Source organism: Spirosoma taeanense (genome assembly GCF_013127955.1).
Classification (GTDB): domain Bacteria; phylum Bacteroidota; class Bacteroidia; order Cytophagales; family Spirosomataceae; genus Spirosoma; species Spirosoma taeanense.
The window spans coordinates 484,003-506,786 of sequence record NZ_CP053435.1; the positions used below are offsets into that span (position 1 = coordinate 484,003).

Genomic DNA, 22,784 nt, shown 5'->3' on the forward strand with positions numbered 1-22,784 from the left:
TGGCTCATAAACCATTCTAACGCACTGCCGGTATGTCCCTTTCCGTTTCCCGAGCCCTGACTTTCGACGAATACACCAAACACGATGCAACGGCGCTGGCCGATCTGGTACGTACCGGCGAGGTTACGCCCGGCGAACTCCTGGAAACCGCCATTGCTCGGGCCGAAGCTGTTAACCCCAAACTGAATGCTATTGTAACGCCCTTATACGATATGGGCCGATCAATAGCCACGCACCTGCCACAAGGAGGGGCGTTTCGCGGGGTGCCGTTTCTGCTGAAAGACCTGGAGCTGGAATGGGCCGGAACCCCGATGAAGTCGGGTTGCCGGGGGTATCAGAACTACGTATCCACGAACGATAGCGAAGTTATTAAACGGTTGAAAGCCGCTGGTCTGGTGTTTTTTGGGAAAACCAACACGCCCGAGTTTGGTCTGACACCCTATACGGAATCAAAACTGTACGGGCCTGCGCGCAACCCCTGGAAGCTGACCCATTCGCCGGGTGGATCGAGTGGCGGGTCTGCGGTGGCTGTTGCGGCTGGCATCGTTCCGGCGGCAACCGCTTCGGACGGGGGCGGCTCTATCCGGATTCCGGCGTCATGCTGCGGTTTATTCGGCCTGAAGCCGTCGCGTGCCCGCGTTCCCATTGGGCCGCGCTTTGGTGAACTCTGGAACGGAGCCGTCATTGGTCACGCCCTTACGCGGACCGTTCGCGACAGTGCCGGACTGCTGGACAGCATTGCCGGTCCGCTGGTGGGCGATCCCTACGGCATTGCTCCTCCCGAACGGCCGTTTGTAGAGGAGGTGGGCCGCGAGCCGGGTAAACTCCGGATTGCGTTTTCGACACAATCCCTCATGCCCTCGCAGACCACCGATCCGGAATGCGTGAAAGCCGTGCGGGAAACCGTAACGCTGCTGGAAAGCCTGGGACACGCAGTAGAGGAAATTCCATTGCCCTACGAAAAAACGCTCGTGACCGAAGCCTTTTTCGTGAATGTCCTGAGCGAAACGGCGGCTACCCTGCGGGAACTGGGCGAGCACCTGGGCCGACCCGTCCGGCGCGACGATGTGGAGCTGAACACCTGGGCGCAGGCCCGCTTAGCCGAAGGCTTTTCGGCCACCGATCTGGCTTACCAGAAACGTCGCTGGAACACGCTGAACCGCAGCATGGGTCAGCTTCATCAGACCTATGACCTGTTTCTTACGCCGACCCTACCGCGTCCGCCTATTCAGATCGGTACGTTTCAGAACAAGGTTTCGGAGCAGCGACTCCTGAAATTAGTAGATGCCGTGAATGGTTTGAAGTACCTTAAGAACAGTAAAATAGTCGAAGAGTTGGCCGAGCGGTCGCTGGGGTATATCTCGTTCACGGTAATCACGAACATGACCGGCCAGCCGTCTATGTCGGTGCCACTCCACTGGTCGGCGGATGGCCTGCCAATCGGAGTTATGTTTGCGGCCAAACTGGGCGACGAAGCAACCTTATTCCGGCTGGCGGGGCAACTGGAGCAGGCGCGTCCGTGGTTCAACAAACGTCCTGACCTGAGCCAGCCGCTATGAACTGGATAACCCGCGAACGACCTAAGATCGATCGCATTGCCTGCCCGTGGCTCATCCGCCGGTTTATTGACCCGGCCGCCCGAATCATTTTTGTACCGGCACAGGAGGTAATGAAGCAGGCTGAAATCCTGCAGGCAATTCCGTTCGATGTTCCCGATACGGAGTTTTCGCACTATGGGGATCACTGCACGTTCGATTACTTTCTGAAAAAGTACGTGCTGGCCGATCCGGCCCTGCATGCAATGGCGCCAATCGTGCGTGGAGCCGACACCGACAACCATGCCTTAGCGCAGCAGGCTGCCGGTCTATGGGCAATTTCGGCGGGGCTGGCTTATAACATTCGAAACGATTACGAACTACTGACTGTTGGCATGCAGCTTTACGATGCGCTCTATAGCTGGGCGAAGTACCTGCCCGACGAAAAACATACGCAGAACCCTACGGAGCAATTGTTGTTGCAGGTATATGCTTCTTATCTGAAGCCCAAACGGGGACGTAAAACGGCGGTTCCTGTCTGGGCCGATGAATTGCGGGCCATTATTCAGGATCATATTGATACCAACCTGACCGTCAGTCTGAAAGAGCTGGCCGATACCCTCCAGGTGAACCCATCGTATGTATCGCGGGAGTTTGCGCGTTACTTCGATAACCTTTCCTTCGGTGAGTACATCCGTAAGCTCCGGCTGGAAAAAGCAACGGAATTACTTCGGACCTCACGCCACACGCTGTCTGAAATTGCTTACCTGACCGGCTTTTCGGATCAAAGTCATTTCACCCGTATTTTTAAGAAACAGATGGGGCAAAACCCATCCGACTACCGAAAAAGTCTCGTAAAAAGTAAAACCCATACAAAGGGTTAATTCTGTTCTATTTTATGCCGTGATGAGCGTGTAGCATTGCAGCCAAATGGACGTTTGTCCGCTATTGACTTGCTAGCTGCTTATGCGTTTACGTTCACAAAATGCCTTCAGGGCTTCCATTCAGGTTGCCTGTAGATTGTTGCGTCTGAGAAAGGGATTATTTACATTCGTGGTGGCGGGCGTTTTACTAACCATCACGCAGCTCCAGGCTCAGGATAAACCGCCCGTCTATCCTCGGGTAGCGGGTTACGTCGGCTTGCTGCATCCGCTACTGACGTATAGTCAACAGGAAATGTCGTCCAATTTTAACGGCTACTATGTAGTTGGATTGCCAACCGGTATCAACCTCTGGAAAAGTGATCGGGTTGGCTTTTCGGTTGAGTTCGTGCCTCAGATTCGGGTGGAGAACGGCGTCAGTCGAATGAGTAACTTCCTGTTTCATCCCGGTTTGCTGGTCAATCTGGGGCATGGCTACACTTTTGCCGGACGAGTTGCTTTCGAGACGTCGGGCCGTTACGGCTTCACACCCGTGTTGAATAAAATTGTTAAACGTGGGCGCTCGAGTACCCTTTTTGTCGCGGTGCCACTGCCGGTTCGGTTTGGGCTTGATCGTCCCGCTTCACTCACGGCCGGGTTTCAGTTTGGAATTGGATTCTGAGTAACGTTCGTCATTCTTTCCGGTTGGTTATGAATACAAGTCCGGCTTACTCGCTTGCGCAGCTTACGCACTATTTTCTGCGGCTGGGTACGTTTGGTTTCGGCGGGCCACCCGCTCTGGTAGGGGCCATGCATCGCGATCTGGTGATGACCCGTGGCTGGGTCACCGAGGATGACTACCGTGAGGGTCTGGCGCTGGCGCAACTGGCTCCGGGTCCGCTGGCGGCTCAATTAGCGATCTATCTGGGCTATGTCCATTATGGTGTTTTAGGCGCTACGATTGCTGGCGTGACGTTTGTCCTGCCCTCGTTTCTGATGGTACTGGCGCTGGGCTGGGCTTATGTCCGCTTTGGTGGGTTGCCCTGGATGCAGGCAATATTCTATGGAATTGGAGCCGCGGTTATTGGCATCATTGCCGTTGGGACGTATCGATTAACCCGCAAAACAGTGGCGGCTGATGCGCTGAGCTGGGGACTCTTTGCGCTGTCGGCGCTGGCTACCGTGATTACCCAATCCGAACTGTTGTGGCTGGTGTTGCTGGCGGGGGTTATTTACTGGCTGGTTAAGGCTCCGCCAGCCTTCGTGAGTTCGGGACGAACTTCGTTTTTTGTGCCGGTCTGGGCCGACTGGCTGCCCGCAACGGATTCTGTCCTGTGGCAGTTAGCCGTATTTTTTGCCAAAGCGGGCGCGTTTGTCTTTGGCAGCGGCCTTGCCATTGTGCCTTTCCTGTACGGGGGCGTCGTAAAAGAATACGGCTGGCTGACCGAACAGCAATTTCTGGATGCTGTGGCCGTCGCTATGATTACCCCTGGCCCCGTCGTGATTACGGTTGCCTTTATCGGCTATTTAGTTGCGGGTTTCGCCGGAGCCTGCGTAGCTGCACTGGCTACCTTTTTACCCTGCTACGTGCTGACGATCGTGCCTGCCCCGTACTTTAAACGTTACGGTCGCCGACCCGGCATTAAAGCGTTCGTTGATGGGGTGACGCTGGCTGCTGTCGGGTCAGTTGCCGGGGCGGTTCTTGTGCTGGCTCAGCGGCAATTAATTGATGTACCCGCCCTATTAATTGCCCTGGCAACTATTGGGTTACTGATTCGCTTCAAACAACTCTCCGAGCTAAGCCTGATTGGGGCTTCGGCGATCATTGGGTTGCTGCTTCGCTACGCGCATCAGGTATAGGCGATACGCTTTACACCCGCGCCGTTTGTGTGCGGGCAACGGGTTTATCGCCGGGGGCAAACCGGTCTTTCAGCTTCAGGAACTGCTTCTCGAAATATTCGTAGGAGAGCCAGGCCAGCAAGGTCGTCAAGGCGTAGCTCGTTACGTAGAGTAGTACCGAAAAGCCAATACTGTAGGGCATGAACTGCCGGATGACGTACAGACAGGTGACAATGGCGACCGGATGGTACATATACAGTCCGTAGGAAATCTTGCCCATGAAGTTGCAGAGCCGGTTTTCAAGGTTAATGACCGAGTCGGGATTCGCGGCTAGATTCATGAGCAGGAACACAAAAAAGAGCGCATAGCCTTCGTAGTTCAGCCCCGGAATCCGGACGCCCAGTGCCAGCATCGTTCCCAGCACGGCATACACGACCCACTGCGCTGGTTTCTGATACAGCACGCGCAGAATCGGGTGTTTGATAAAGACCAGATAAGCGCCAATACCACCAATTGCCATGGAACCGATGCGGAAGTGGGCCAGAAAATCCGACACCATCAGCATGGTTGTGCCCGCTTCGGGAGCTGTCGAGCCGGGACCGTAACGCAGCCAGAAGAATGTCCCGCCCAGAACCAGCGCAATGCTGGCCAGCACCAGCAGCGTCCGGCGGGGACGTACACTGCCAATGAGCCACGGCCAGATCAGGTAAAACTGTTCTTCGACGCCAATGGACCACGTATGCGAACAAAGCGGCATCTCGTGGTAGAGCATCAGCGCGATATTGGGCATGACCAGTCCGAAGAACGCCAGCTTCTGCCAGAAATGATCGTACGCAGATTCCGAGATACCCGGAATCTGCAGGGCCGGAATATGCGGAAAGACAAAGAAACTCAATCCAACGAGCCAGAAGTACAGCGGCCAGATGCGCAGAATCCGACGGACGTAAAAGTTGCCGATATGAATCCGGCCCGCCGATTGCTTTTCGGCCAGGAGCAGGTACGTAATCAGAAAGCCGCTCAGCACAAAAAACAGGGCAACACCCAGTCGGCCGGCCTGATAAACGACCGGATGCTCATTGGTTTGGGTAAACGTATCGGTATAGCCAAAGATCGTTTTAAACTGCTCAATGTGGTGAAAAACCACGGAACTGGCGGCAATGAAACGAACCCCGTTGAAGCCGGGAAAATACACCGTTGCCGGGGACACTGGACGCATGGTGCTGAAAAAATCGGTTTTGTTGAGTGAGCAACGGATCGGTGCGCTCCGTCTGCGGTGGGCTAAAGTTCCGCATAATCCAATTCTTTGCCAAACGTCTCTTCCATAGTGGCCAGCGACCAGAAGCCCAGCCCAAAGCAGACCAGTGCCACGATGGCTCCCGCGCCCAGCACACCAACGGTTAGTTTCAGGGTCTGAAAGGCCGGAATGGTAAGCAGCGTGGTGGCCCGGACGTTATTGGCGACCGAAGTTGTGGCGGTAGCGCGGAGGTTAGTGCCAAAGCTCTCGGCCGTGATGGTCAGAAACATAGCGATATAGCCGATACCAAAGCCCATACCCATGCAGACGAAGTAGAACGTACTGGCATTTTTCAGGCCACCATAAAGATAAATAAACACGAACACGAAGGTCATGCCCATCATTAGGCCAATGGCCCACCGGCGCGAACGCAGATACTGGCTTAGAATTCCACTGAATAAATCGCCGGCGACGGTGCCGATGTACGTATACATCACGCAGCGCCCCGGCTGAACCGCTTCATTCAGATTCAGCGCATTGCCGAATTCATTACCGAAAGTAGCCAGGATACCGATTACGAGATAGGTCGGTACCGAAATGCCCATGCAGCGGAGGTAACGCATGAGTCGGTCGCGCTTCTGAAACAAGGCCCAGAAGTTACCCATGGCAACGTTTGTGCCCTGCACACGCCTGAACATGCCCGACTCCAGTACGCTGACCCGAAGCGCCAGCAGGCCAAGCCCCAGCCCCCCCCCGATAAAATAGGTAGTGCGCCAGTCGAACAGTGTGACGGTGAAATAAGCGACAACCGCGCCGAACAGCCCGACGCTGGCTACCAGCGAGGAACCGTAGCCCCGCAGTTCTTTGGGCAGAATTTCGCTCACGAGCGTGATGCCCGCGCCCAGTTCGCCCGCCAGGCCAAATCCGGCGATAAATCGAAGGCCGGCGTAAAGATTGGCGTTCTGCACGAACCCGCAGGCAATGTTGGCAAGGGAATAGGTTATGATGGAACCGAACAGCACCGATAGTCGCCCACGTTTGTCGCCCAGAATACCCCACAGGATGCCGCCCGCCAAAAGGCCCGCCTGCTGAAAATTCAGAATTCGGCCGCCAATGAGCGAGATGTCAGCTTCCGACAGACCGAGGTCTTTCAGGCTCGGCACGCGCACAATATTGAACAGCAGAAGATCATAGACATCCACAAAATAGCCCAGCGCGGCCACGATAACCGGCAACGTAAAAAGCGGACGTAACGAAGTAGAGGAAACGGCAGAGACGGGTTGCATAGGAACGAAGAAACCGGACAGGCGGCAAGTTAGGAAAAACCGCTATAAAGAAAATGGCACGAAGCTGAGCCCCGTGCCATTGCCAAATTACCGAAGGAGAAACGATTAATTCATTGAGATGAGCCTCGTTGGGAGTTGCTCTTCCAGCGTCGGGGTTGATAATTTGAAAGTGATCTGTTCAGTCTGGGTGCCGTTTGAGATCCGGAAGGTGTAATTGCCGTCGCCAAGCTGGCTCATGTCGAACTGCTGCCGGAAGCCTTTTTGTTTGCCGCTTTTCTTGGGTAGTGCTTCCCAGAACATTACCTGACCTTTCTGATTGATCAGCGATACACTGATTTTTTCTTCTGGTTTATATTTTTCCAGACACATCCATAGTTTGCAGGCATTAGCGGCAGGGAACATGGCTACGGCGAATGATTTTTGTGCGTTTTTCTCATCCTGGGCATTGCTGGGCGCACATACGGAGATACTCAGAACCAGCAGCAACAGGCTGGTAACCAGTTTACTGAACGTTTTCATTGGGTTGATAAGGATTAAGTTGGAACCTTTAGCTGTCAACCCAATGATGCAATCCGGCCGCTTCAAAGCCGCCGTTCAGGAGCAACGGTTTAAGAAAATGATGAGTGGTTTACTCGACGAAATCCAGCTCTTTGCCGAAGGTTTCTTCAGTGCGGCTGAGCGAACTGAACGCCAGTCCATAAACGACCAGACCCAGCAGCCCGGCCGCCACCAATGCCCCAACCGACGGCTTAAATGCCTGAAAAAGCAGGGTCATGGGAATAAGCGTTCCGCGAACAACGCTCGGTACGGACGTAGTGGCCGTGTTGCGCAGGTTGGTGCCGTAGAGTTCAGCAACCATCGTCAGGTACATGGCGACGTAGCCCGTGCAGAACCCTGCCAGTCCACAGACGGTGTAAATACCGGCTGCCGTGCGAATGCCGCCAAAGAGATACACTCCGCTCAGGAGCATACTAAACAGCAGCAGACCGCCAATGGCCCACCGGCGCGAACGCAGAATCTGGCTCAATGGCCCGCTCAGCAAGTCGCCCCCGGCCAGTCCGACGTAAATCATCATGACGCATCGGCCGGGCTTTACGCCTTCCAGAATTCCCATCGCTTGCCCAAGCTCGTTGGCAAACGTGGCCAGAATACCCACCACAAACCAGGTCGGCATACCAATTGCCACGCAGCGCAGGTACTTGATGGCCGACGGCCAGTTTCTGAAAAATTGAAAGAAATTGCCCCGGCTTACGTCGCTATGCTGCGATTTGAACCGGCTGAACAGCCCCGACTCAAACACACTGACGCGTAGCAGCAACAGCGCCAGGCCCATGCCGCCCCCAACGAAGAAGGCTGTTCGCCAGTCGAAGTACTCAACCGTCAGATACGCTACGCCCGCGCCGAGGTAACCGATACCCGCTACCACCGATGTGCCGAACCCGCGAATCTGTCTGGGCAGGGTTTCTGCAACCAGCACCATAGCCGCGCCGATCTCGCCCGACAGGCCTATACCCGCCACAAAGCGTAAGCCAGCGTAGGTGGTTACGTCCTGCACGAACCCGCAGGCGATGTTAGTTAGCGAATACGTAATGATGGAGCCAAACAGCACCGACATGCGCCCGCGTTTGTCGCCCAGCACACCCCACAGAATCCCACCCAAAACCAGCCCCGCCTGCTGGCAGTTCAGAATAAAGGTGCCCGCCTGCGATACCTCAGCCTCCGATAAGCCAAGCGATTGCAGACTCGGTACGCGCACGATGCTGAAAATGAGCATGTCGTACACGTCCACGAAGAAGCCCAGCGCCGAAACAATCACCGGCAGCGCAAACAGCGGACGTAACGAAGGTCGGGGTGGAGAAACAGGCGTCTGAACCAAGATGTTCCGAGGAAAGTGCTTTTAAGGGTGTACGTCAGTTGCCGGTGTTTTACTCTTCCAGATAATTCAGGTCCTTGCCGTGGGTTTCGGGAATGGTCAGGATGGAATAAAAACCGATGGCGAAGCTGATCAGCCCCACAATCGCACCGGCATTGATAACGGCCAGCGACGGTTTGAGATACCCGTACAGACTCGTCATCAGAATCACCGTACCGCGCACCATGTTAGGGACGGTCGTCGCGGCCGTGGCGCGCAGGTTCGTGCCAAACTGTTCGGCTCCGATGGTCACGAACATGGCCCAGTAGCCAATGCCGAAGCCCATAGCCAGGCAAAGTGCGTAGAGGACTGTTGCGCTTTTGATACCAACAAACAGGTAAACCAGGCTGAAAACAAGCGCGATGGCCATGAGCAGAGCCACGCCTTTCTTACGCGATTCGAGCGCCTGACTGATAAATCCGCTGGACAGATCGCCAGCGGCCAGCCCTACGTAACACCACATAATGGCCAGACCGGGCTGAATTTCTTCAGTAAGGCCAAGCGCTCTGCCAAACTCATTGCTGAATGTCGCCAGAATACCAATCACGAACCAGGTGGGCAGACCAATGCCAATGCATTTGAGGTAGCGGCTCAATCGGTCAGAATTGGTGAAAAACGAGAAAAAGTCACCCCGGCGCACGTCCTTTTGTTCCGTAACGTCCTTAAACATACCCGATTCAACAACCCCGACACGTAACAGCAACAGGCCAATACCCAGGCCCCCACCCACGAAGAAGGCCGTCTGCCAGTCGAAGTATTTAACGGTAAAATACGCGACAACGGCTCCCGAAAGGCCAATGCCGGCCACTAGCGAGGTGCCAATTGCCCGTTTCTCTTTGGGTAAAATCTCGCTCACGAGCGTAACGCCCGCGCCCAGCTCACCCGCCAGCCCGATACCCGCAATGAAGCGCATGAGGGCGTAATAGGCCGTTGGGTCCATGAACGTAACGTTCTTCACAAATCCGCAGGCAATGTTGGCGATGGAATAGGTGATGATGGAACCGAACAGGACTGACAGTCGCCCGCGTTTGTCGCCCAGCACACCCCATAGAATTCCGCCTAATAGCAACCCGCCCATCTGCCAGTTCAGGATGGACGCGCCAACGGTCGAGATCTGCTCGGCACTCAGGCCGAGATCCTGTAGACTGGGCACCCGAACAATGCCAAAGAGTAATAAGTCATAGATGTCAACGAAGTAACCCAGCGCGGCCACAATAACCGGTAAGCTAAACAGACCCGATGGCGCTGAATGAGGTTTTGGAGAAAGAGTAGGAACAGCCATGCGGCAGAATCAAGAAGAATGATACTAATGCTTCTGCAATAATACGAAATGGCCAAAGAAGATTGGGAATGTTACGCATCTTTGCCCGGTAAAGATGCGCTAATCAGGCAGACGGTGCCTGCGGCTCGTGCGGGTTGGGGTTAGTGGCGGGACTATACACCGGCTCGGTTAATGGCGCCGGGGCGATTGACCGTAAGCGGAGTGAAGGCCGGGGAAGTTGTTCGTATTGAAAATAAGCCGTCCCCAGCCAGCCGACCTTCAGCGCCACCCGGCCGAAAACCAGCGCCTGCTGAACCAGAAACATGAGAAGTATTGTCGGCCAGTTCCGCATCGGAATCAGATCGTCAATCAGGAAATAGATGGCAAACAGGCCTGTTCCGGTCAAAATCAGAAGCCAGTACAGACCATAGGTTCTACCCAGGTTACGTAAGACCAGTCGACCGGCCTGTCCGAACGCCCGGAATGCGTTTCGCTCGTCTTCGCGGAACATCAGCACTTTGGCGAAATCGCCGATGCAGAGCAGTAGTGTAGCGGTCAGGACAAACAAACCAAAGAATCCCAGTCCAATCCAGAACAGGCCGCGCTCGGTGAAGAGATCACTCAGGGCGATACTCACCAGCGTGCCCGCAACGAGCCAGATGCCGGCCCCCGCCAGCACAAACAGACTCGTAACGCCGAACAGCCGCATAAACCGCCCGAAATAATGGCTGCAGGCCTGCCAGAATGTTCCCAAGTCGAACCGAGGACCGGTCTGAGTGAAACGCATCAGGATACCACCGGCCCAAAACACGCTAAGCAGCAGATAAACAGGTCCCAGCCATCGCCCGACGCTGAGCAGTGGAGCAATAGCGCGGCCGCTGCGGTGCATGAAGTCAGAATAGACCGTATAGTTGAATCCATCCAGCAGGGTTAAAAACGCGGGCGAGTCCTGATCTTCTACTTTCAGCGCATTAAAGAACGGCAGCGCAGCTACCAGACCCAGCACCAGCGTAATGCCATACAGCAGCCAGATGAGCCGGCCCGAGCGAAAAAGATGTCGGAAGGAAACGGTCAGCGCGTTCATCAGGAGGCTGGCAGAAGATCGTCGGACGGAGCTGGTTTATCAGCCGAAAGTACGACTTCTTTGCTTCCAAGCAGCGGATGCTCGGTTCGGATTTTCTCCTGCAGTTTCAGGAATCCATCGATCAGCGCTTCCGGGCGGGGTGGGCAGCCCGGCACGTACACATCAACCGGAATAATTCGATCAACGCCTTTGACCACGTGATACCCGTGCTGCCAATAGGGGCCACCGCAGTTTGAGCACGAGCCCATTGAAATCACATAACGTGGCTCGGGCATCTGCTCATAGAGCCGCCGGATACGGTCGGCCATCTTATAGGTTACTGTTCCCGACACGATCATAATGTCGGACTGACGGGGGGAGGGGCGGGGGAAAATACCGAAACGGTCGAGGTCGTAGTTCGACGCAAAGGCCTGCATCATCTCAATGGCGCAGCAGGCCAGTCCGAAGCTCATGGGCCAGAGCGATTTCTCGCGTGACCAGTTGAGCAGTTCTTCGGAACGCATCAGAATAACGCTGGCTTCGCCGGATTTATCGGGGGATTGGGAGGTCATGCTTTAAAAGGTTACGGTATTACGTCTATAACGCTTCATGGACGAACGCGGTTCAGCACATCCAGTTGATACGCGTAGGTAAAGGGTTCCAACTGACGACGCAGGTTTTCGCTTACCTGTTCACCGTCGCGCCCTCTGGGGCGGATCACCTTTCGGGAGTTCGGACCGAGGTGGTTACCCAGCACAGCCCCCAGGCCGGCCCCTCCAGCAACCGCCAGCGTCAGGTTAAGCCCATACAAAACAGGGCTGCGGAATCCGTTTTTCTGCGAACTGCGCACAACCGTATAGCCCAGCAGCAAGCCACCAAGAATGGCACCCTGAACCGGACTGCGCTGACGATTGCGCCGTCGAAGCACGACCTTTTTCACGCCAGACAGGGGAATGTTTCTCGTGGGCTGATACCAGCCGGTTCCTTCGCCATTGATTGTTACGTCGGTCTCCGATACGTCGGCCAGCGTTCCCCGCAACCGCGGACCGCCCTGCATAACAACCTTTACTTTGTATACCTCAACACTGGGTTTTTGCGCCAGCGCAGCAGTAACAGCGGTCAGGAGAAAGAGCCAAATAAAGACAACGGGCCTCATGCTGGTTTTTGGTCGGTCTTTCGGCCCGGACTGTACTTGTCGTTTACCTGCTGGTATAAGTTTGTCGGGACCCGGCTATCAACGGTCGGCACTTTCGGCTGGGGCTTAACCCAGTCGAGATACCCTTTCGCCCAGACGTAAGCCAGCCCAAGCGCCAGAATCACGACGAATAAAATGGCTTCGGTCAGCGCAAACCAGCCCCACAGCCCGTCCGTTGCCCGAATCAGGCGTTCCTGACCAAAGACCGTTGCCCATGGAAAGAGAAACACCAGCTCGACATCGAACAGCACAAACACCAGCGCCACAACATAGAACCGGATGTTAAACTGAACATTAGCGTTCCCGACGGGTTCCTCACCCGACTCGTAGGTACTATTTTTTTCTGCGTTCGGATGATCGGGTCGCAACAGCCGCGCAATGAACAGAACCAGCCCGATGAACGCAAAAGCGGCCAGAATAAACAGCAGGATGATACCGAAGTCGGAAAGCATAGTCGGGTCGGTGGATTATATCCTGTACGCCTTACTTTTTTTGCTTTGGATACAGATTATACACAATAGATGCCTGAAGCACCCGATTCTTGTAAACCGCCAGTGGCTCGGGCGATACATTCGTAAAGCCGTACACGTAGCGTACGTGCAGACTAAATTTGTCGAGCATATCCAGAAAATCGTAATGCGCACCCACGACCAGACCCAGGTCGTTTTTTGCCCCCGGTCCGCCCGACTTACCGGCATTCAGAGCATAACTAAACTCCGGACCGGCCTGTAACGTAATTCCTTCGGTTGGAATATAGCCCAGCAGCAACGGAACACTCAGATAATAATAGTTGTTGCGAATGGTTTCGCGGGTTGTCGCGCCTATGCGCTGCACCTGCATCGTACCTCCTTTTGCCGCAAGCAGTACTTCGGGCTGTATCACGAATTTATGAAGCCGATACCGGTACATAACGCCTAAATGCGGGTCGAGCTTCTGCTTTGGAATATTGGGACTAATCCCTGAAATATTGAGCCGGGTTAGCGATACCCCCGCTTTGACCCCAAAATGACCACCGGTCGGATTGTCACTTTGAGCATAGGAAACTGAAGAACAGGCCAGAAAAGCGGCCAGAAAAAACCAAGAATACGTGCGCATACAGGAATAGATGGCGAGTAGTTACCATCCAATAACGGCTGATTATCCTGCAAAATTGATTAAAAAAAGTTAAGATACGGCCGCCGGAATGCAGGACCAGTCTTTAATAGGCCAGCCGAAGTTGTAGCTGGCTAGTTCAGGCGGGGGTCAACGGGGTAATTAGCAATGGATTTAAACTCACCTCCCATGCGCTTGAGTACTCCCCGCCAGAACTGGTCGGCTGGGGTATCAAACAAAAAACCGGCATCCGTACGGCTAACAATCCAGGACTTCTGATCCAGCTCAGCCGCCAGCTGCCCGGCGCCCCAGCCCGAGTAACCAACGAAAAAGCGAATGTCCCGTTCCGTGAGGGTGCCAACGTTTACGGCCTGCTTAACCTGTTCAAAGTCGCCACTCCAGTACAGACCATCCTGAATGGCAATGGAGCCATCAATGAGGTCAGGGCGCCGGTGAATAAAATGCAGCGTATTCTGCTGAACCGGTCCACCCACAAACAGTGACTGATCGGCGTAAACGTCCTCAATGACGTCGCTCAGATGCAGATCGGTCAGCTGATTGAGAACCAGACCGAACGTGCCAGCCGGACTGTGTTCGCAGACTAATACGACGCTGCGTTCAAAGTTGGTGTCGCCCAAAAATGGTTCGGCAATTAAAAGACTGCCATTAGTAACGGGTAGCGAAGTAGCGTCCATGAACCAGATAACATTAAACGGATAGTCTTCTACAAAACGACGAGCTATTGGACGATGTTACTAAAATCGGGCCAAAATTATTAAAACCGCTGATCCATACTTTATTATACGATCAACCGTTCTGGCCAGACTTCTTTACTGCCGATCATCGAAAACCAGGCCTACTTTTTTGCCCGAAACACGAGCCAGCAGGGGACGTAGCATCTGGTCGGCATTTCGGCGGGTTTGGGTCAGAATACCACCGTTCAGAGCAGCCTGCCGGATTTGGCGTTCGGCCTGCCGATAGGCGTCGCTCACTAACTGCGATTCGTTGAGGAACGAAAAGCGGGTGTCGTAAACCCGCGACCGGTCATGGTTGATTTTCCAGCCGCAAAGTTCAGGCTGAGGCAGCCGGATCGTGACCGAATCGGCGTCGGCCTGGATATCCTCTGGTTTGATTCGGGTGAGATCAATACAGCCGGTCGCTTCGCCTTCAACAATCAGGATGGCGTTTGCATTCGGCAGAAACGTATTGATCTGTTCGTGCTCAACGATGTCTTTGAACGTGTATTTAACCAGTTCCAGCTTACCCAGGGACGTAACCTCTTTCAGCACAGTGCGTTCGGTCGTTTCGCTGCGCCGGAATCGGCTAAGCAAACTGCTGGATCGGACCTGCTCCCAGATGGCGATCAGTCCCGCTATGAGCATAGCAAAGAGGATCAGGCGAAGCAGGGCGTTGATGAATTTGGACATTAGTTGTGAAAGGCTTTAGTACGTAAACATAAAAAAGCTCCCAAACTGTTGCCAATTTGGGAGCTCGATAGGCTGTAGACCGTTGCTTAGTGCAGGCCTTTGGCGTCTTCGGCAGGCTGCTTCTCCAGATCAAAGAGATCGTTCAACACATCGATAAGCGTTTCGGCTTCGCCCCGTTTGCAGGCTGCTTTGAGCTGCAGGACGGGGAGTTTAATGATTTTCTGCATGATGCCCCGCGTAATCTTGTCCACTTTTTCGGACTCGTCGGGCGTCAGGTGCTTCATGTGCCGGGCAATTTCGTCTTTACGAATCTGCTCCAGCGCGTTTTTCAGTTTATTGATCGTTGGCGAAACAACCATTTCCTTCGACCAGTCGCCGAACTCGGCCACCGACTGCGCAATGATTGCTTCAACCTGCGGAATAGCCGCCAGCCGCTGGTTCAGTGCCTCATCAGCGCGGTTGCGGATGTGATCGATGTTATAGACCAGAACCCCCGGAATCTGTTCCACAGACGCGTCGACGCTGCGCGGCACCGATAAGTCAATGAAATATTTATACGTCAGGACGTTCAGACCCTTTAGCAACTCGGGCGTAATCAGCGGCTCGTCGCGCATGACAGACGAGATGATGACGTCGGCCCGGTGAATTTCGTCCGTGAGGCTCTCAAAGTCGGCAACCCGGAAATTAGCCGCGTTGGCAAGGGCATCGGCCTTAGCGCGGGTGCGGTTGATAAGCGTAATATTCCGAACGTTGCGGGCTTCCAGGTTTTTGCAGACGTCGGTTCCGATCTCACCCAGACCAATAACCAGAACGTTAGGGTTCTGCTGTTCGCCAACCAGTTCGTCAATCAGCTCCACGGCTGCGTAAGAGACCGAAGCAGCTCCGTCGCGGAACGACGTCTCCTGCGCTACACGCTTGTTGGTAAAGAAAATGGTGTGCATCAGCCGGTGCAGAAACGGTCCGGCCATGTCCAGATCTGCCGACCACTGATACGCCTGCTTCACCTGATTGGGTATCTGCATATCGCCGACTACCTGCGAATGCAAGCCCACGCATACTTCAAATAAGTGCTGAACGGCTTCGTTATGAGCGCCCAGAAACTGGAAATAAGGCAGATATTGATCGGTGTCTGTCAGCCCTTTTTCAATGAGCAGCAGGCGGGCAATTTCGGCATTGAGGTCCTGGTCAAACGCGTAATAAACCTCTGTCCGGTTGCAAGTTGAGACGACGAGCAGATCCGTCAGCCCAAAAAAGTCCCGCAGGCGAAGCATCAGCCGCTTGGCTTCGCCTTCGTTAAGTGCAATTAGTTCACGAACTCCGAGGGGAGCCGTTTTATGCGATAAACTAATTGATTTGAAAGTGTCTAACATGGTTATAACGCACTCTATTTGGCCTTTGACCAGCACAAAATTACGGTACAATTGCCGGACATGAAAACAGACTGAACAAACGGTTGAGTTATTTAGAATGTGTCTATATAAACGCTTGTTCTCTTTGTTCAATCCTATTCTTTAAGTCAACAAAGGTTCATCATCGGAGGTTCGTTTTTGCACAATTGAAGCGGTTTTAACGTTTACAAATCAGGTAACCTGTTTGGTTTGATTCGTAAGTAGGCAACAGGTTTATTTTAGAGTACGACGAAGTCAGTTTTGAAGGATTGTTTCCTGGCAGCAACCTGATCAGAACCGGCTGCACGAGGCTATGCTGAAATCATTTGACATTTACAGTCAGAATAATATTCTGAAAATTATTGTGGCCCTGAACGTACTGCTGGTTGGAACGGGGTCGCTCTTATACACCAACCGGCTGATCAATAAGCTGGAAGACCGGGAGGAGCAGTACGTTCAGCTATACGCCCGGAGCATTGCGTATTTAGTCAGTTCAACGCACACCAACTCGGGTGACATTACGTTTGTTACCGATCAGATTCTCAGAGCCAATACGACAATTCCAGCCATTTATGTAGATCCTGATGGGCAAATAGCTAATTACCGAAATCTGGATGCTCCTAAAGAATATACACCCGAACAGGTAGAGCAGTTTCTTCGGCAGAAAATTGTCGAAATGAAAAAGCGGCATAATCCCCTGGTCGTTGACATTGGTAATGGCGAACGCGGGCTGGTGTACTACACAAACTCCAGATTGCTGCGTCAGTTAACTTATTTCCCCTACGCTCTGCTGACTATTTTGACGGCGCTGGGGGTGCTGGCTTATCTGGCCTTTAGTTCATCGCGCCGGGCCGAGCAAAACCGGGTCTGGGTGGGGCTGGCCAAAGAAACGGCGCACCAGTTAGGTACACCCATGTCGTCGCTGATGGCGTGGGTCGAGTACATGCGCTCCGATCCGGCGCAGTATGATCAGAGTATAACGGACGAGATTGAAAAGGATGTTCAGCGGCTGGAAACCATCACGGCGCGGTTTTCCAGTATTGGTTCGATACCAACGCTGAAAGATGAAAACATAACCGATGTGGTTCAGCAATTTGTGGATTATCTGTCGAAGCGGATTTCAACGAAGGTCAGAATGAGCGTTACGAGTCATCTGCCGCCCGGTCAGACGATCAAGGTCAACAAACTCCTGTTCGAATGGGTCATTGAAAACATCTGCAAGAACGCCGTTGACGCCATGAAAGGCGTTGGCGAACTACGGCTGACGATGGTACCGCTGCCGCATCAGGAGGTGGCCATTGATATTACGGATACCGGCAAAGGGATTTCGAAGAAAAATATGCAGAAAGTCTTTACGCCGGGCTACAGCACTAAACAACGGGGCTGGGGCCTGGGCTTAACTTTAGCCAAACGGATTGTGGAAGAGTATCACAACGGCCGGCTGTTTGTTAAAAGTTCGGAAGCTGGCAAAGGAACCACCTTCCGGATTGTACTCCACGCCGATTAAACCCGGAAGCCCGCGTTGTCACGGACTTCTGTAAATCAATACGTATTTGTCTGTAAATCAGCCTTAGTTTTCAGGGAAGGCGACCGTTACGGTGTCGGTTTCGATGACGTTACTCTGGTTCAATGCCCGGTCCCGAATCTGGATCTGGTATTTGACCGGATACCGACGGAAGCGGTTCCCGTAATAATAAATCTGGCGGAATTCAAGGGTGCCTTCAATAGCTCCCTTCGGCTTGCCTTTAGTCAGGTCTGGGAAATACAGAATCCGGTTCTCCTGCAGGTTGACCTCTTCGTATTTCTTATTAACCAGGCGGAACGTCCGGATTTTATAATTACCCCAGTTCCCGTTCGATACATAACGGGCCGAATCAGCTTTCGGTACGGGCACGTCGTTACCAAGGTTACCATCGCCATCTTTGAAGCCAATCGTGATGATAACGGAGTCGCGCTTCTGCTTACCAATCCCGGTTCCGGCCTCGATGGTGTAGGGCGGGCTCACCTCTTTAAACTCAATTTCGGGCGTATCCGAGTAGTTAGGCTCGTTGAAACAGGCCGAGAGTGTGAGGGCAATCCCAAACACGAAAAGGTACGGTTGAATTAGTTGCCGTCGCATACTGTTAGTACTGGTAGTGCAATAAACGCTTTTTTACGTTGTCTTTCTCATTAACGCTTTCCGCCGAAGCAGCCGCTCGTCGGCAATGGCTCCGGCAGCAGATTCTGACCATTAATCTGGACCGGAACAAGTTCGAGTCGCTGGCCCTGGATGTTTTCCGGTATCAGGCCGCCTGGAATCCCGTTTACAGGGCGTACCTGCGTCATCTCAACGTTTCGGCTGAACACGTTACGGACTTACGCCGGGTACCTTTCATGCCGATTGGTTTTTTCAAAACGCAGACCGTTCTGACTGGCTCCGGAACCAATGCCTCAGCGCTCTCGGACACGTTGACCTTTGCCAGTAGTGGCACCACAGGCGAGCAAACCAGCCGTCACCTCGTACCTGACCCAAACCTGTACGATGCCGTCAGCACCCGGACTTTCGAGCAGACCTACGGCCCGTTGCAGAACTTCCATATTCTGGCGCTGCTGCCATCGTATCTTGAACGAAATAACTCGTCGCTGGTGTATATGGTTCAGCGATTTATAGCGCAGACAAACTCGAATCAATCCGATTTTTTTCTGCACAACCACGATGAACTGACCGGGCGGCTCCGGCAACTGACCCAACAGCCCGATGGCCGGCAGATTCTGCTCATCGGCGTTACGTTCGGGTTGCTCGACTGGGCCGAGTCGGGTCGTGAGCTGTCGTTTCTAAAGCAGAATCCTAGCCTGATTGTGATGGAAACGGGTGGGATGAAAGGACGCCGGAAGGAGTTGCTCCGTGATGAAGTGCACGCCATCCTGACGAGTCGGCTGGGTGTCGATGCTATCCATTCGGAGTATGGCATGACCGAACTGCTCTCACAGGCGTATTCGCAAGGGGAGGGAATCTTCCAGCCCAGCGCGACATTACGGGTCTTTCTGCGGGATATTAACGATCCGTTTTTTCTTTATCCTGACGCTTATGAGCGCACCGGCGGCATCAATGTAGTAGACCTGGCCAATCTGGATTCCTGCTCGTTCATCGAAACGCAGGACCTGGGGCAGTTCGTCGGCGCAGCGGGCAGCTTCCGGGTGATTGGCCGTTTCGACAATTCAGACGTTCGCGGCTGCAACCTGATGGTTATCTGATCTACTGAACAGGACCAGTAGTACTTATTTCGATCCTGATACAATGCACCGTTGAATCTACTCAATGGTGCGTTGGCACGTAACACGAATAAACTCGTTAGAGGCAGAAGCCGCAGTATGGCGAATAGCGTTAATGGTGCGCTCAAAACTACCCTGCCTGCCCCACGCCTATTACACATAGGCGACATTCTCACAGATACTGGGTCAACTCATCGTTGGTTCTTACGTAGAGCGTGGGCCGCTTGCCGGTGATCTGCGTAAACTCGCGGATGAAGTGCGACTGATCCTAGTAGCCAAATTGATAAATCAGTTCGTGCCAGTCGGTCACTTGCCAGCGTTGGGCGGCCATCTGCGCACACAGGATTCCGACTCGCCGGATGCGGGCGTAGTACTTGGGACTAATGCCTACTTTGAACAAAAACTGCCGTTCGAACTGCCGTCGACAAACATAGAGGTCATCCATCAATTCATTAATGTTCAGAAGGCCTTGGCGGTCAGCGATCAGGTTGGCTGTATAATCGGTGCGATCAGCTTGGTTACCTCGGCGCAGGAACTGACGACTTACAAACCCCTCTAACAGGGCCACCCGTTCTGCGTCGGTTTGAGCTTCGGCGAGTTGATCTGGTAACGACCCCACCAATGGCTTCAGCACATCGAAAAGGCAAATGCGCTCGTCAGTGAACTCATACATAGGCAGGCCAAACAGCGAGTTCAATCCCGCCGGCCGAAACACGATACCCGCCATATTGATGCGTCCCGTTAGTTCAAGTTCGTACCGGCTGGTTGCCTGTCCTGTCAGAAAGGCATTCGGGGCTATTTGATCCGTTCTGGCTGTTCTGACGCGGTAAGCATCTCCCAGGTTGAAAACCATAGAACCAAAACCTGATGGGGGAGATTCGATGCGAAGTGGAGCCGTCAGTTGATCACGCTTTTCCCAAATGAAGTAGCACTCCACAAACGGGGCAAGATGTGGAGCCGGGGCAAATTTCTGGTAACGCATGAGCCGAACGGGGTAGAGAAGGGTGAAGCCTTATTAAATGTACCCTGAGTAGCAGCGAGATACAAGGTTTGTCGAGCTCGTATTTAGGAAACGGTCTTGCCAACTACACCGAAAAGAACCACTCCAACAGCTACGTATTAATACGGGTGGTGCTTTCAGGCTGCTTAACCAAAGCAATCAGGCCAACGGTGTCGATGGGGTTTGAGAAGGTAAGCTAACCCGCTGAACCGGAACGCCCGCACTGCATATGGGTTGTAGATACGCTCAGGTAGATACTCGCCGAGAATGTCGCATTTGTACAATCGGACTCGGGCCAGGCAAGGTAGTTTTATGAACCTTACTGAATGATCTAAATATGAAAACTAGCCCTCTATTTGTAGCATTAGCTATACTGTCCATTGCCTGCCAGAATACCGGCAAATCGTCAGAAACAGAAACGAATTCTTCTACCCAATCGCCTATTGAGGGCAACTGGGAGTTGGTGGAAAACCGGGTGAATGGAAAGGTGGTTAAACCGAAACGTCCTCAGCAGTTTAAGGTCTATCACGATGGCTTTTATAGCTTCATTATGTATAAACCGGATGGCAGCTTTTATATGACCGCAGCCGGGCCGTATAGCCTAAACGGAAATCAGTATAAAGAGACCGTCAGGTATTGCTCCGACACGACGCTGGTGGGCACATCCGACTGGCAGGAATGGAAACTTGACGGGGATACGCTCATTTTCTCCGGTTTCAAAAAAGTCACTGATCCAACCGGCAAAGACGTAACAAAAAAATGGGGTGGTGATCATTTTGTTGAAAAACGAGTCCGCGCTAGGTTTGAGCAGTAAGGATAACCAAACAAGATTGACTTCGTTCAACCTTCTATTACCTTATTCTTATAGGCTTCCGACTAAGGTGTGAATGTTCAATGACTATCCACCTGCTTAAAAATACCCATGAAAGAGCTTACATGTCTATCCCTCATTGTTTGGATAATTGCTACCAGTAGCGTTCTGGGCCAGGCTGTTAACCAATCTAATACTCGTATTGAACTTCGGCGTTACATAATGGACGTACGATTCATTGGCAAAAAAAGCCAACAATCGGGTGTACTGTTCGACCTGACCGATTCTTCAGTTGTACTGGCTCCTATACAGGATCTGAAACCTTTGGTAAACGCCTTAGTTCGCCAACACGGTGGTACGTTGCCACCGATTGATTCATTAATGTCGGCCTTGCCCCTACGGGTGTATCGGTATGTCGACATCAGCCGATTGACGCTGCAGCGCCGGGGACGTGCCGGTAAAGGCTTTTTATTAGGAGCCGGTTTAGGGGTTATCCTCGGATTTATTCAGGGTGGCGACACATCAGGATTTATTCGGTTTCCGGCAAGCTTTTACGCAATTGCTTACGGCGTAATTCTCTCCGGAGTCGGTTTGATCATTGGGTCCGTTAACGTCGAAAGCGTAAATATCAGAGAGCAGTCGGTCGCAACGGAGGTGCCAAAGCGATTTCAACGGTTCACCATTGTCGAACAGTTTAAACAGGCTAGCCTATACACGCCATGAAAGCCCTTTGTTTTCTGCTCCTACCCTTGGTGACATTGGCCCAGAAAAGCATTCTTCCACCACCGGAGCCAACCGTGCAGGCGTTTGGACGACCTTGGACGGTTGCGTTCTCATGGGCAGGCTGGCAGGGCTTCGGACCAGGTGCATCTATTGTGCAGAAAATGAGAGACACTGGATGGGAATCTACAAATCCGGGCGGGTGTTTCTTTGGGTGTACAGGGCCGACCAATTTTCCGCGTGTTCGCAAAAACGTTACTGCCGATCTGGAAATCACTTACCAAAAGTCCCGTCGACATGGCTATCAGCTTAGTCTAGGAATGCCCCTTACCGCCGAGATTACAGGCCGTTCTTCGAATGGACCTTACCTGTATCTACAGAGTCGAATCTATTATGGGTCGTTTCGCTGGGCCTGGTTTGGGTTAAAGGGCCGGCTAATCGGCAGCGCTGGGCCCGCTTTGCTGCTGGTTCAGGATTTTGAGAAACTGGGTTCGCAGGCAGGACCCCGGCACAGTCAGCTAAGCCCCGGTATGCACTTGAGTGGGCAGTTCCGGTTCATCAATAAACGCATTTGGTTACTGGCCGCTAAAGCCGATGCTCGAATAGGACTACCGTCCTCTACGGGAACTTATGAACATGAAGCCTACACGTATACGCCCCAGGGTAGCCAGCAAAAGACCCTCCAATTTTCAGCCGAAAACATCCCTACATTTCATATGAATCTGGGATTACAGCTTGGCTTTAAACTCCTGAAGCGTACTAACCTTCAGTAGAGAAACGCCCTTCTCATGTCCAGACAGCCATAGTAGCTGTTGTTCTCCTAACCGGAACTGTGGGGGTTGCTTGTATTATTGTACAGAATATATTCAGTTTCAGTGTTTTGTGTGCTGCTACCTCGGGCTAGGAAAA

General features: G+C 53.1%; 24 protein-coding genes. 9 read left to right on the top strand and 15 right to left on the bottom strand.

Features of this window, described 5'->3' with window-relative positions:
* Positions 1 to 32: 32 nt before the first annotated feature.
* The 4 genes from HNV11_RS02160 (at position 33) to HNV11_RS02175 (ending at position 4,255) form a co-directional block, all read left to right on the top strand.
* Positions 33 to 1,559, top strand: coding sequence for an amidase (locus HNV11_RS02160; protein WP_171738097.1), 1,527 nt, complete (start codon positions 33 to 35; stop codon positions 1,557 to 1,559).
* Positions 1,556 to 2,419 (top strand): chromate resistance protein ChrB domain-containing protein, encoded by an 864-nt coding sequence (locus HNV11_RS02165; protein WP_171738098.1) that lies wholly within the window; start codon positions 1,556 to 1,558, stop codon positions 2,417 to 2,419. The genes HNV11_RS02160 and HNV11_RS02165 overlap by 4 nt, the downstream gene beginning before the upstream one ends.
* An 82-nt stretch (positions 2,420 to 2,501) precedes the next feature.
* Entirely contained in the window at positions 2,502 to 3,077 is a 576-nt protein-coding gene (locus HNV11_RS02170; RefSeq protein ID WP_240163695.1) for a hypothetical protein, read from the top strand.
* 29 nt (positions 3,078 to 3,106) lie between these two features.
* Positions 3,107 to 4,255, top strand: coding sequence for a chromate transporter (locus HNV11_RS02175; protein ID WP_171738099.1), 1,149 nt, complete (start codon positions 3,107 to 3,109; stop codon positions 4,253 to 4,255).
* 10 nt (positions 4,256 to 4,265) lie between these two features.
* Here the strand turns inward: HNV11_RS02175 and HNV11_RS02180 are convergent, their stop codons facing one another.
* The 13 genes from HNV11_RS02180 to hemA all read right to left on the bottom strand — a co-directional run bounded on the left by HNV11_RS02180 (position 4,266) and on the right by hemA (position 16,074).
* Positions 4,266 to 5,450, bottom strand: a complete 1,185-nt coding sequence (locus tag HNV11_RS02180; protein ID WP_171738100.1) for an acyltransferase family protein — start codon at positions 5,448 to 5,450, stop codon at positions 4,266 to 4,268.
* A gap of 62 nt (positions 5,451 to 5,512) precedes the next feature.
* A complete protein-coding gene (locus HNV11_RS02185) occupies positions 5,513 to 6,754 on the bottom strand; it encodes an MFS transporter (protein ID WP_171738101.1) in 1,242 nt (413 codons plus the stop codon).
* A 105-nt stretch (positions 6,755 to 6,859) separates the two neighbouring features.
* Positions 6,860 to 7,273 (bottom strand): T9SS type A sorting domain-containing protein, encoded by a 414-nt coding sequence (locus HNV11_RS02190; RefSeq protein ID WP_171738102.1) that lies wholly within the window; start codon positions 7,271 to 7,273, stop codon positions 6,860 to 6,862.
* 109 nt (positions 7,274 to 7,382) lie between these two features.
* On the bottom strand, positions 7,383 to 8,630 hold the full coding sequence (locus tag HNV11_RS02195) for an MFS transporter (RefSeq protein WP_240163697.1): 1,248 nt from the start codon (positions 8,628 to 8,630) through the stop codon (positions 7,383 to 7,385).
* Positions 8,631 to 8,679: 49 nt separating this feature from the next.
* The gene (locus HNV11_RS02200; protein ID WP_171738103.1) at positions 8,680 to 9,948 is read right to left on the bottom strand and encodes an MFS transporter; all 1,269 of its coding nucleotides are present in this window, start codon (positions 9,946 to 9,948) and stop codon (positions 8,680 to 8,682) included.
* 103 nt (positions 9,949 to 10,051) lie between these two features.
* Positions 10,052 to 11,011: a hypothetical protein gene (locus tag HNV11_RS02205; RefSeq protein WP_171738104.1), complete on the bottom strand. Its 960-nt coding sequence runs from the start codon at positions 11,009 to 11,011 to the stop codon at positions 10,052 to 10,054.
* Positions 11,011 to 11,562 (bottom strand): NADH-quinone oxidoreductase subunit B, encoded by a 552-nt coding sequence (locus tag HNV11_RS02210; protein WP_240163699.1) that lies wholly within the window; start codon positions 11,560 to 11,562, stop codon positions 11,011 to 11,013. The genes HNV11_RS02205 and HNV11_RS02210 overlap by 1 nt, the downstream gene beginning before the upstream one ends.
* 35 nt (positions 11,563 to 11,597) lie before the next feature.
* Positions 11,598 to 12,146: a hypothetical protein gene (locus HNV11_RS02215; RefSeq protein WP_171738105.1), complete on the bottom strand. Its 549-nt coding sequence runs from the start codon at positions 12,144 to 12,146 to the stop codon at positions 11,598 to 11,600.
* Positions 12,143 to 12,637, bottom strand: a complete 495-nt coding sequence (locus HNV11_RS02220) for an NADH-quinone oxidoreductase subunit A (RefSeq protein ID WP_171738106.1) — start codon at positions 12,635 to 12,637, stop codon at positions 12,143 to 12,145. Before HNV11_RS02220 ends, HNV11_RS02215 begins: the two co-directional genes overlap by 4 nt.
* A gap of 31 nt (positions 12,638 to 12,668) precedes the next feature.
* Positions 12,669 to 13,280 (bottom strand): porin family protein, encoded by a 612-nt coding sequence (locus HNV11_RS02225; RefSeq protein WP_171738107.1) that lies wholly within the window; start codon positions 13,278 to 13,280, stop codon positions 12,669 to 12,671.
* A 131-nt stretch (positions 13,281 to 13,411) separates the two neighbouring features.
* Positions 13,412 to 13,972, bottom strand: coding sequence for a YqgE/AlgH family protein (locus tag HNV11_RS02230; RefSeq protein WP_171738108.1), 561 nt, complete (start codon positions 13,970 to 13,972; stop codon positions 13,412 to 13,414).
* Positions 13,973 to 14,107: 135 nt separating this feature from the next.
* Entirely contained in the window at positions 14,108 to 14,704 is a 597-nt protein-coding gene (locus HNV11_RS02235; RefSeq protein ID WP_171738109.1) for a DUF4230 domain-containing protein, read from the bottom strand.
* 86 nt (positions 14,705 to 14,790) lie between these two features.
* Positions 14,791 to 16,074: a glutamyl-tRNA reductase gene (gene hemA, locus HNV11_RS02240; protein ID WP_171738110.1), complete on the bottom strand. Its 1,284-nt coding sequence runs from the start codon at positions 16,072 to 16,074 to the stop codon at positions 14,791 to 14,793.
* 331 nt (positions 16,075 to 16,405) lie between these two features.
* On the opposite strand from hemA, the gene HNV11_RS02245 reads away from it, so the two are divergent.
* Entirely contained in the window at positions 16,406 to 17,599 is a 1,194-nt protein-coding gene (locus tag HNV11_RS02245) for a sensor histidine kinase (RefSeq protein WP_171738111.1), read from the top strand.
* Between the two features lie 63 nt (positions 17,600 to 17,662).
* Here the strand turns inward: HNV11_RS02245 and HNV11_RS02250 are convergent, their stop codons facing one another.
* Positions 17,663 to 18,211, bottom strand: a complete 549-nt coding sequence (locus tag HNV11_RS02250; protein WP_171738112.1) for a hypothetical protein — start codon at positions 18,209 to 18,211, stop codon at positions 17,663 to 17,665.
* 38 nt (positions 18,212 to 18,249) lie between these two features.
* On the opposite strand from HNV11_RS02250, the gene HNV11_RS02255 reads away from it, so the two are divergent.
* Entirely contained in the window at positions 18,250 to 19,326 is a 1,077-nt protein-coding gene (locus HNV11_RS02255; RefSeq protein WP_171738113.1) for a LuxE/PaaK family acyltransferase, read from the top strand.
* 286 nt (positions 19,327 to 19,612) lie between these two features.
* Here the strand turns inward: HNV11_RS02255 and HNV11_RS02260 are convergent, their stop codons facing one another.
* Positions 19,613 to 20,326 carry a DUF6597 domain-containing transcriptional factor gene (locus HNV11_RS02260; protein WP_240163701.1) on the bottom strand — a complete coding sequence of 238 codons (714 nt, stop codon included), beginning with the start codon at positions 20,324 to 20,326 and terminating at the stop codon, positions 19,613 to 19,615.
* A gap of 355 nt (positions 20,327 to 20,681) precedes the next feature.
* On the opposite strand from HNV11_RS02260, the gene HNV11_RS02265 reads away from it, so the two are divergent.
* From HNV11_RS02265 to HNV11_RS02275, 3 genes are all read left to right on the top strand, one after another.
* Positions 20,682 to 21,158, top strand: coding sequence for a hypothetical protein (locus tag HNV11_RS02265; protein WP_171738114.1), 477 nt, complete (start codon positions 20,682 to 20,684; stop codon positions 21,156 to 21,158).
* 219 nt (positions 21,159 to 21,377) lie between these two features.
* Positions 21,378 to 21,878 carry a hypothetical protein gene (locus HNV11_RS02270; protein WP_171738115.1) on the top strand — a complete coding sequence of 167 codons (501 nt, stop codon included), beginning with the start codon at positions 21,378 to 21,380 and terminating at the stop codon, positions 21,876 to 21,878.
* Positions 21,875 to 22,648 carry a hypothetical protein gene (locus HNV11_RS02275; protein ID WP_171738116.1) on the top strand — a complete coding sequence of 258 codons (774 nt, stop codon included), beginning with the start codon at positions 21,875 to 21,877 and terminating at the stop codon, positions 22,646 to 22,648. The genes HNV11_RS02270 and HNV11_RS02275 overlap by 4 nt, the downstream gene beginning before the upstream one ends.
* Positions 22,649 to 22,784 lie beyond the last annotated feature (136 nt).

Bases quoted from the DNA above. Each gene is read 5' to 3' on its own strand.
- HNV11_RS02160 (WP_171738097.1), top strand. From the start codon at position 33: ATGTCCCTTTCCGTTTCCCGAGCCCTGACTTTCGACGAATACACCAAA.
- HNV11_RS02165 (WP_171738098.1), top strand. From the start codon at position 1,556: ATGAACTGGATAACCCGCGAACGACCTAAGATCGATCGCATTGCCTGC.
- HNV11_RS02170 (WP_240163695.1), top strand. From the start codon at position 2,502: ATGCGTTTACGTTCACAAAATGCCTTCAGGGCTTCCATTCAGGTTGCC.
- HNV11_RS02175 (WP_171738099.1), top strand. From the start codon at position 3,107: ATGAATACAAGTCCGGCTTACTCGCTTGCGCAGCTTACGCACTATTTT.
- HNV11_RS02180 (WP_171738100.1), bottom strand. From the start codon at position 5,450: ATGCGTCCAGTGTCCCCGGCAACGGTGTATTTTCCCGGCTTCAACGGG.
- HNV11_RS02185 (WP_171738101.1), bottom strand. From the start codon at position 6,754: ATGCAACCCGTCTCTGCCGTTTCCTCTACTTCGTTACGTCCGCTTTTT.
- HNV11_RS02190 (WP_171738102.1), bottom strand. From the start codon at position 7,273: ATGAAAACGTTCAGTAAACTGGTTACCAGCCTGTTGCTGCTGGTTCTG.
- HNV11_RS02200 (WP_171738103.1), bottom strand. From the start codon at position 9,948: ATGGCTGTTCCTACTCTTTCTCCAAAACCTCATTCAGCGCCATCGGGT.
- HNV11_RS02205 (WP_171738104.1), bottom strand. From the start codon at position 11,011: ATGAACGCGCTGACCGTTTCCTTCCGACATCTTTTTCGCTCGGGCCGG.
- HNV11_RS02210 (WP_240163699.1), bottom strand. From the start codon at position 11,562: ATGACCTCCCAATCCCCCGATAAATCCGGCGAAGCCAGCGTTATTCTG.
- HNV11_RS02215 (WP_171738105.1), bottom strand. From the start codon at position 12,146: ATGAGGCCCGTTGTCTTTATTTGGCTCTTTCTCCTGACCGCTGTTACT.
- HNV11_RS02220 (WP_171738106.1), bottom strand. From the start codon at position 12,637: ATGCTTTCCGACTTCGGTATCATCCTGCTGTTTATTCTGGCCGCTTTT.
- HNV11_RS02225 (WP_171738107.1), bottom strand. From the start codon at position 13,280: ATGCGCACGTATTCTTGGTTTTTTCTGGCCGCTTTTCTGGCCTGTTCT.
- HNV11_RS02230 (WP_171738108.1), bottom strand. From the start codon at position 13,972: ATGGACGCTACTTCGCTACCCGTTACTAATGGCAGTCTTTTAATTGCC.
- HNV11_RS02235 (WP_171738109.1), bottom strand. From the start codon at position 14,704: ATGTCCAAATTCATCAACGCCCTGCTTCGCCTGATCCTCTTTGCTATG.
- hemA (WP_171738110.1), bottom strand. From the start codon at position 16,074: ATGTTAGACACTTTCAAATCAATTAGTTTATCGCATAAAACGGCTCCC.
- HNV11_RS02245 (WP_171738111.1), top strand. From the start codon at position 16,406: ATGCTGAAATCATTTGACATTTACAGTCAGAATAATATTCTGAAAATT.
- HNV11_RS02250 (WP_171738112.1), bottom strand. From the start codon at position 18,211: ATGCGACGGCAACTAATTCAACCGTACCTTTTCGTGTTTGGGATTGCC.
- HNV11_RS02260 (WP_240163701.1), bottom strand. From the start codon at position 20,326: ATGCGTTACCAGAAATTTGCCCCGGCTCCACATCTTGCCCCGTTTGTG.
- HNV11_RS02265 (WP_171738114.1), top strand. From the start codon at position 20,682: ATGAAAACTAGCCCTCTATTTGTAGCATTAGCTATACTGTCCATTGCC.
- HNV11_RS02270 (WP_171738115.1), top strand. From the start codon at position 21,378: ATGGACGTACGATTCATTGGCAAAAAAAGCCAACAATCGGGTGTACTG.
- HNV11_RS02275 (WP_171738116.1), top strand. From the start codon at position 21,875: ATGAAAGCCCTTTGTTTTCTGCTCCTACCCTTGGTGACATTGGCCCAG.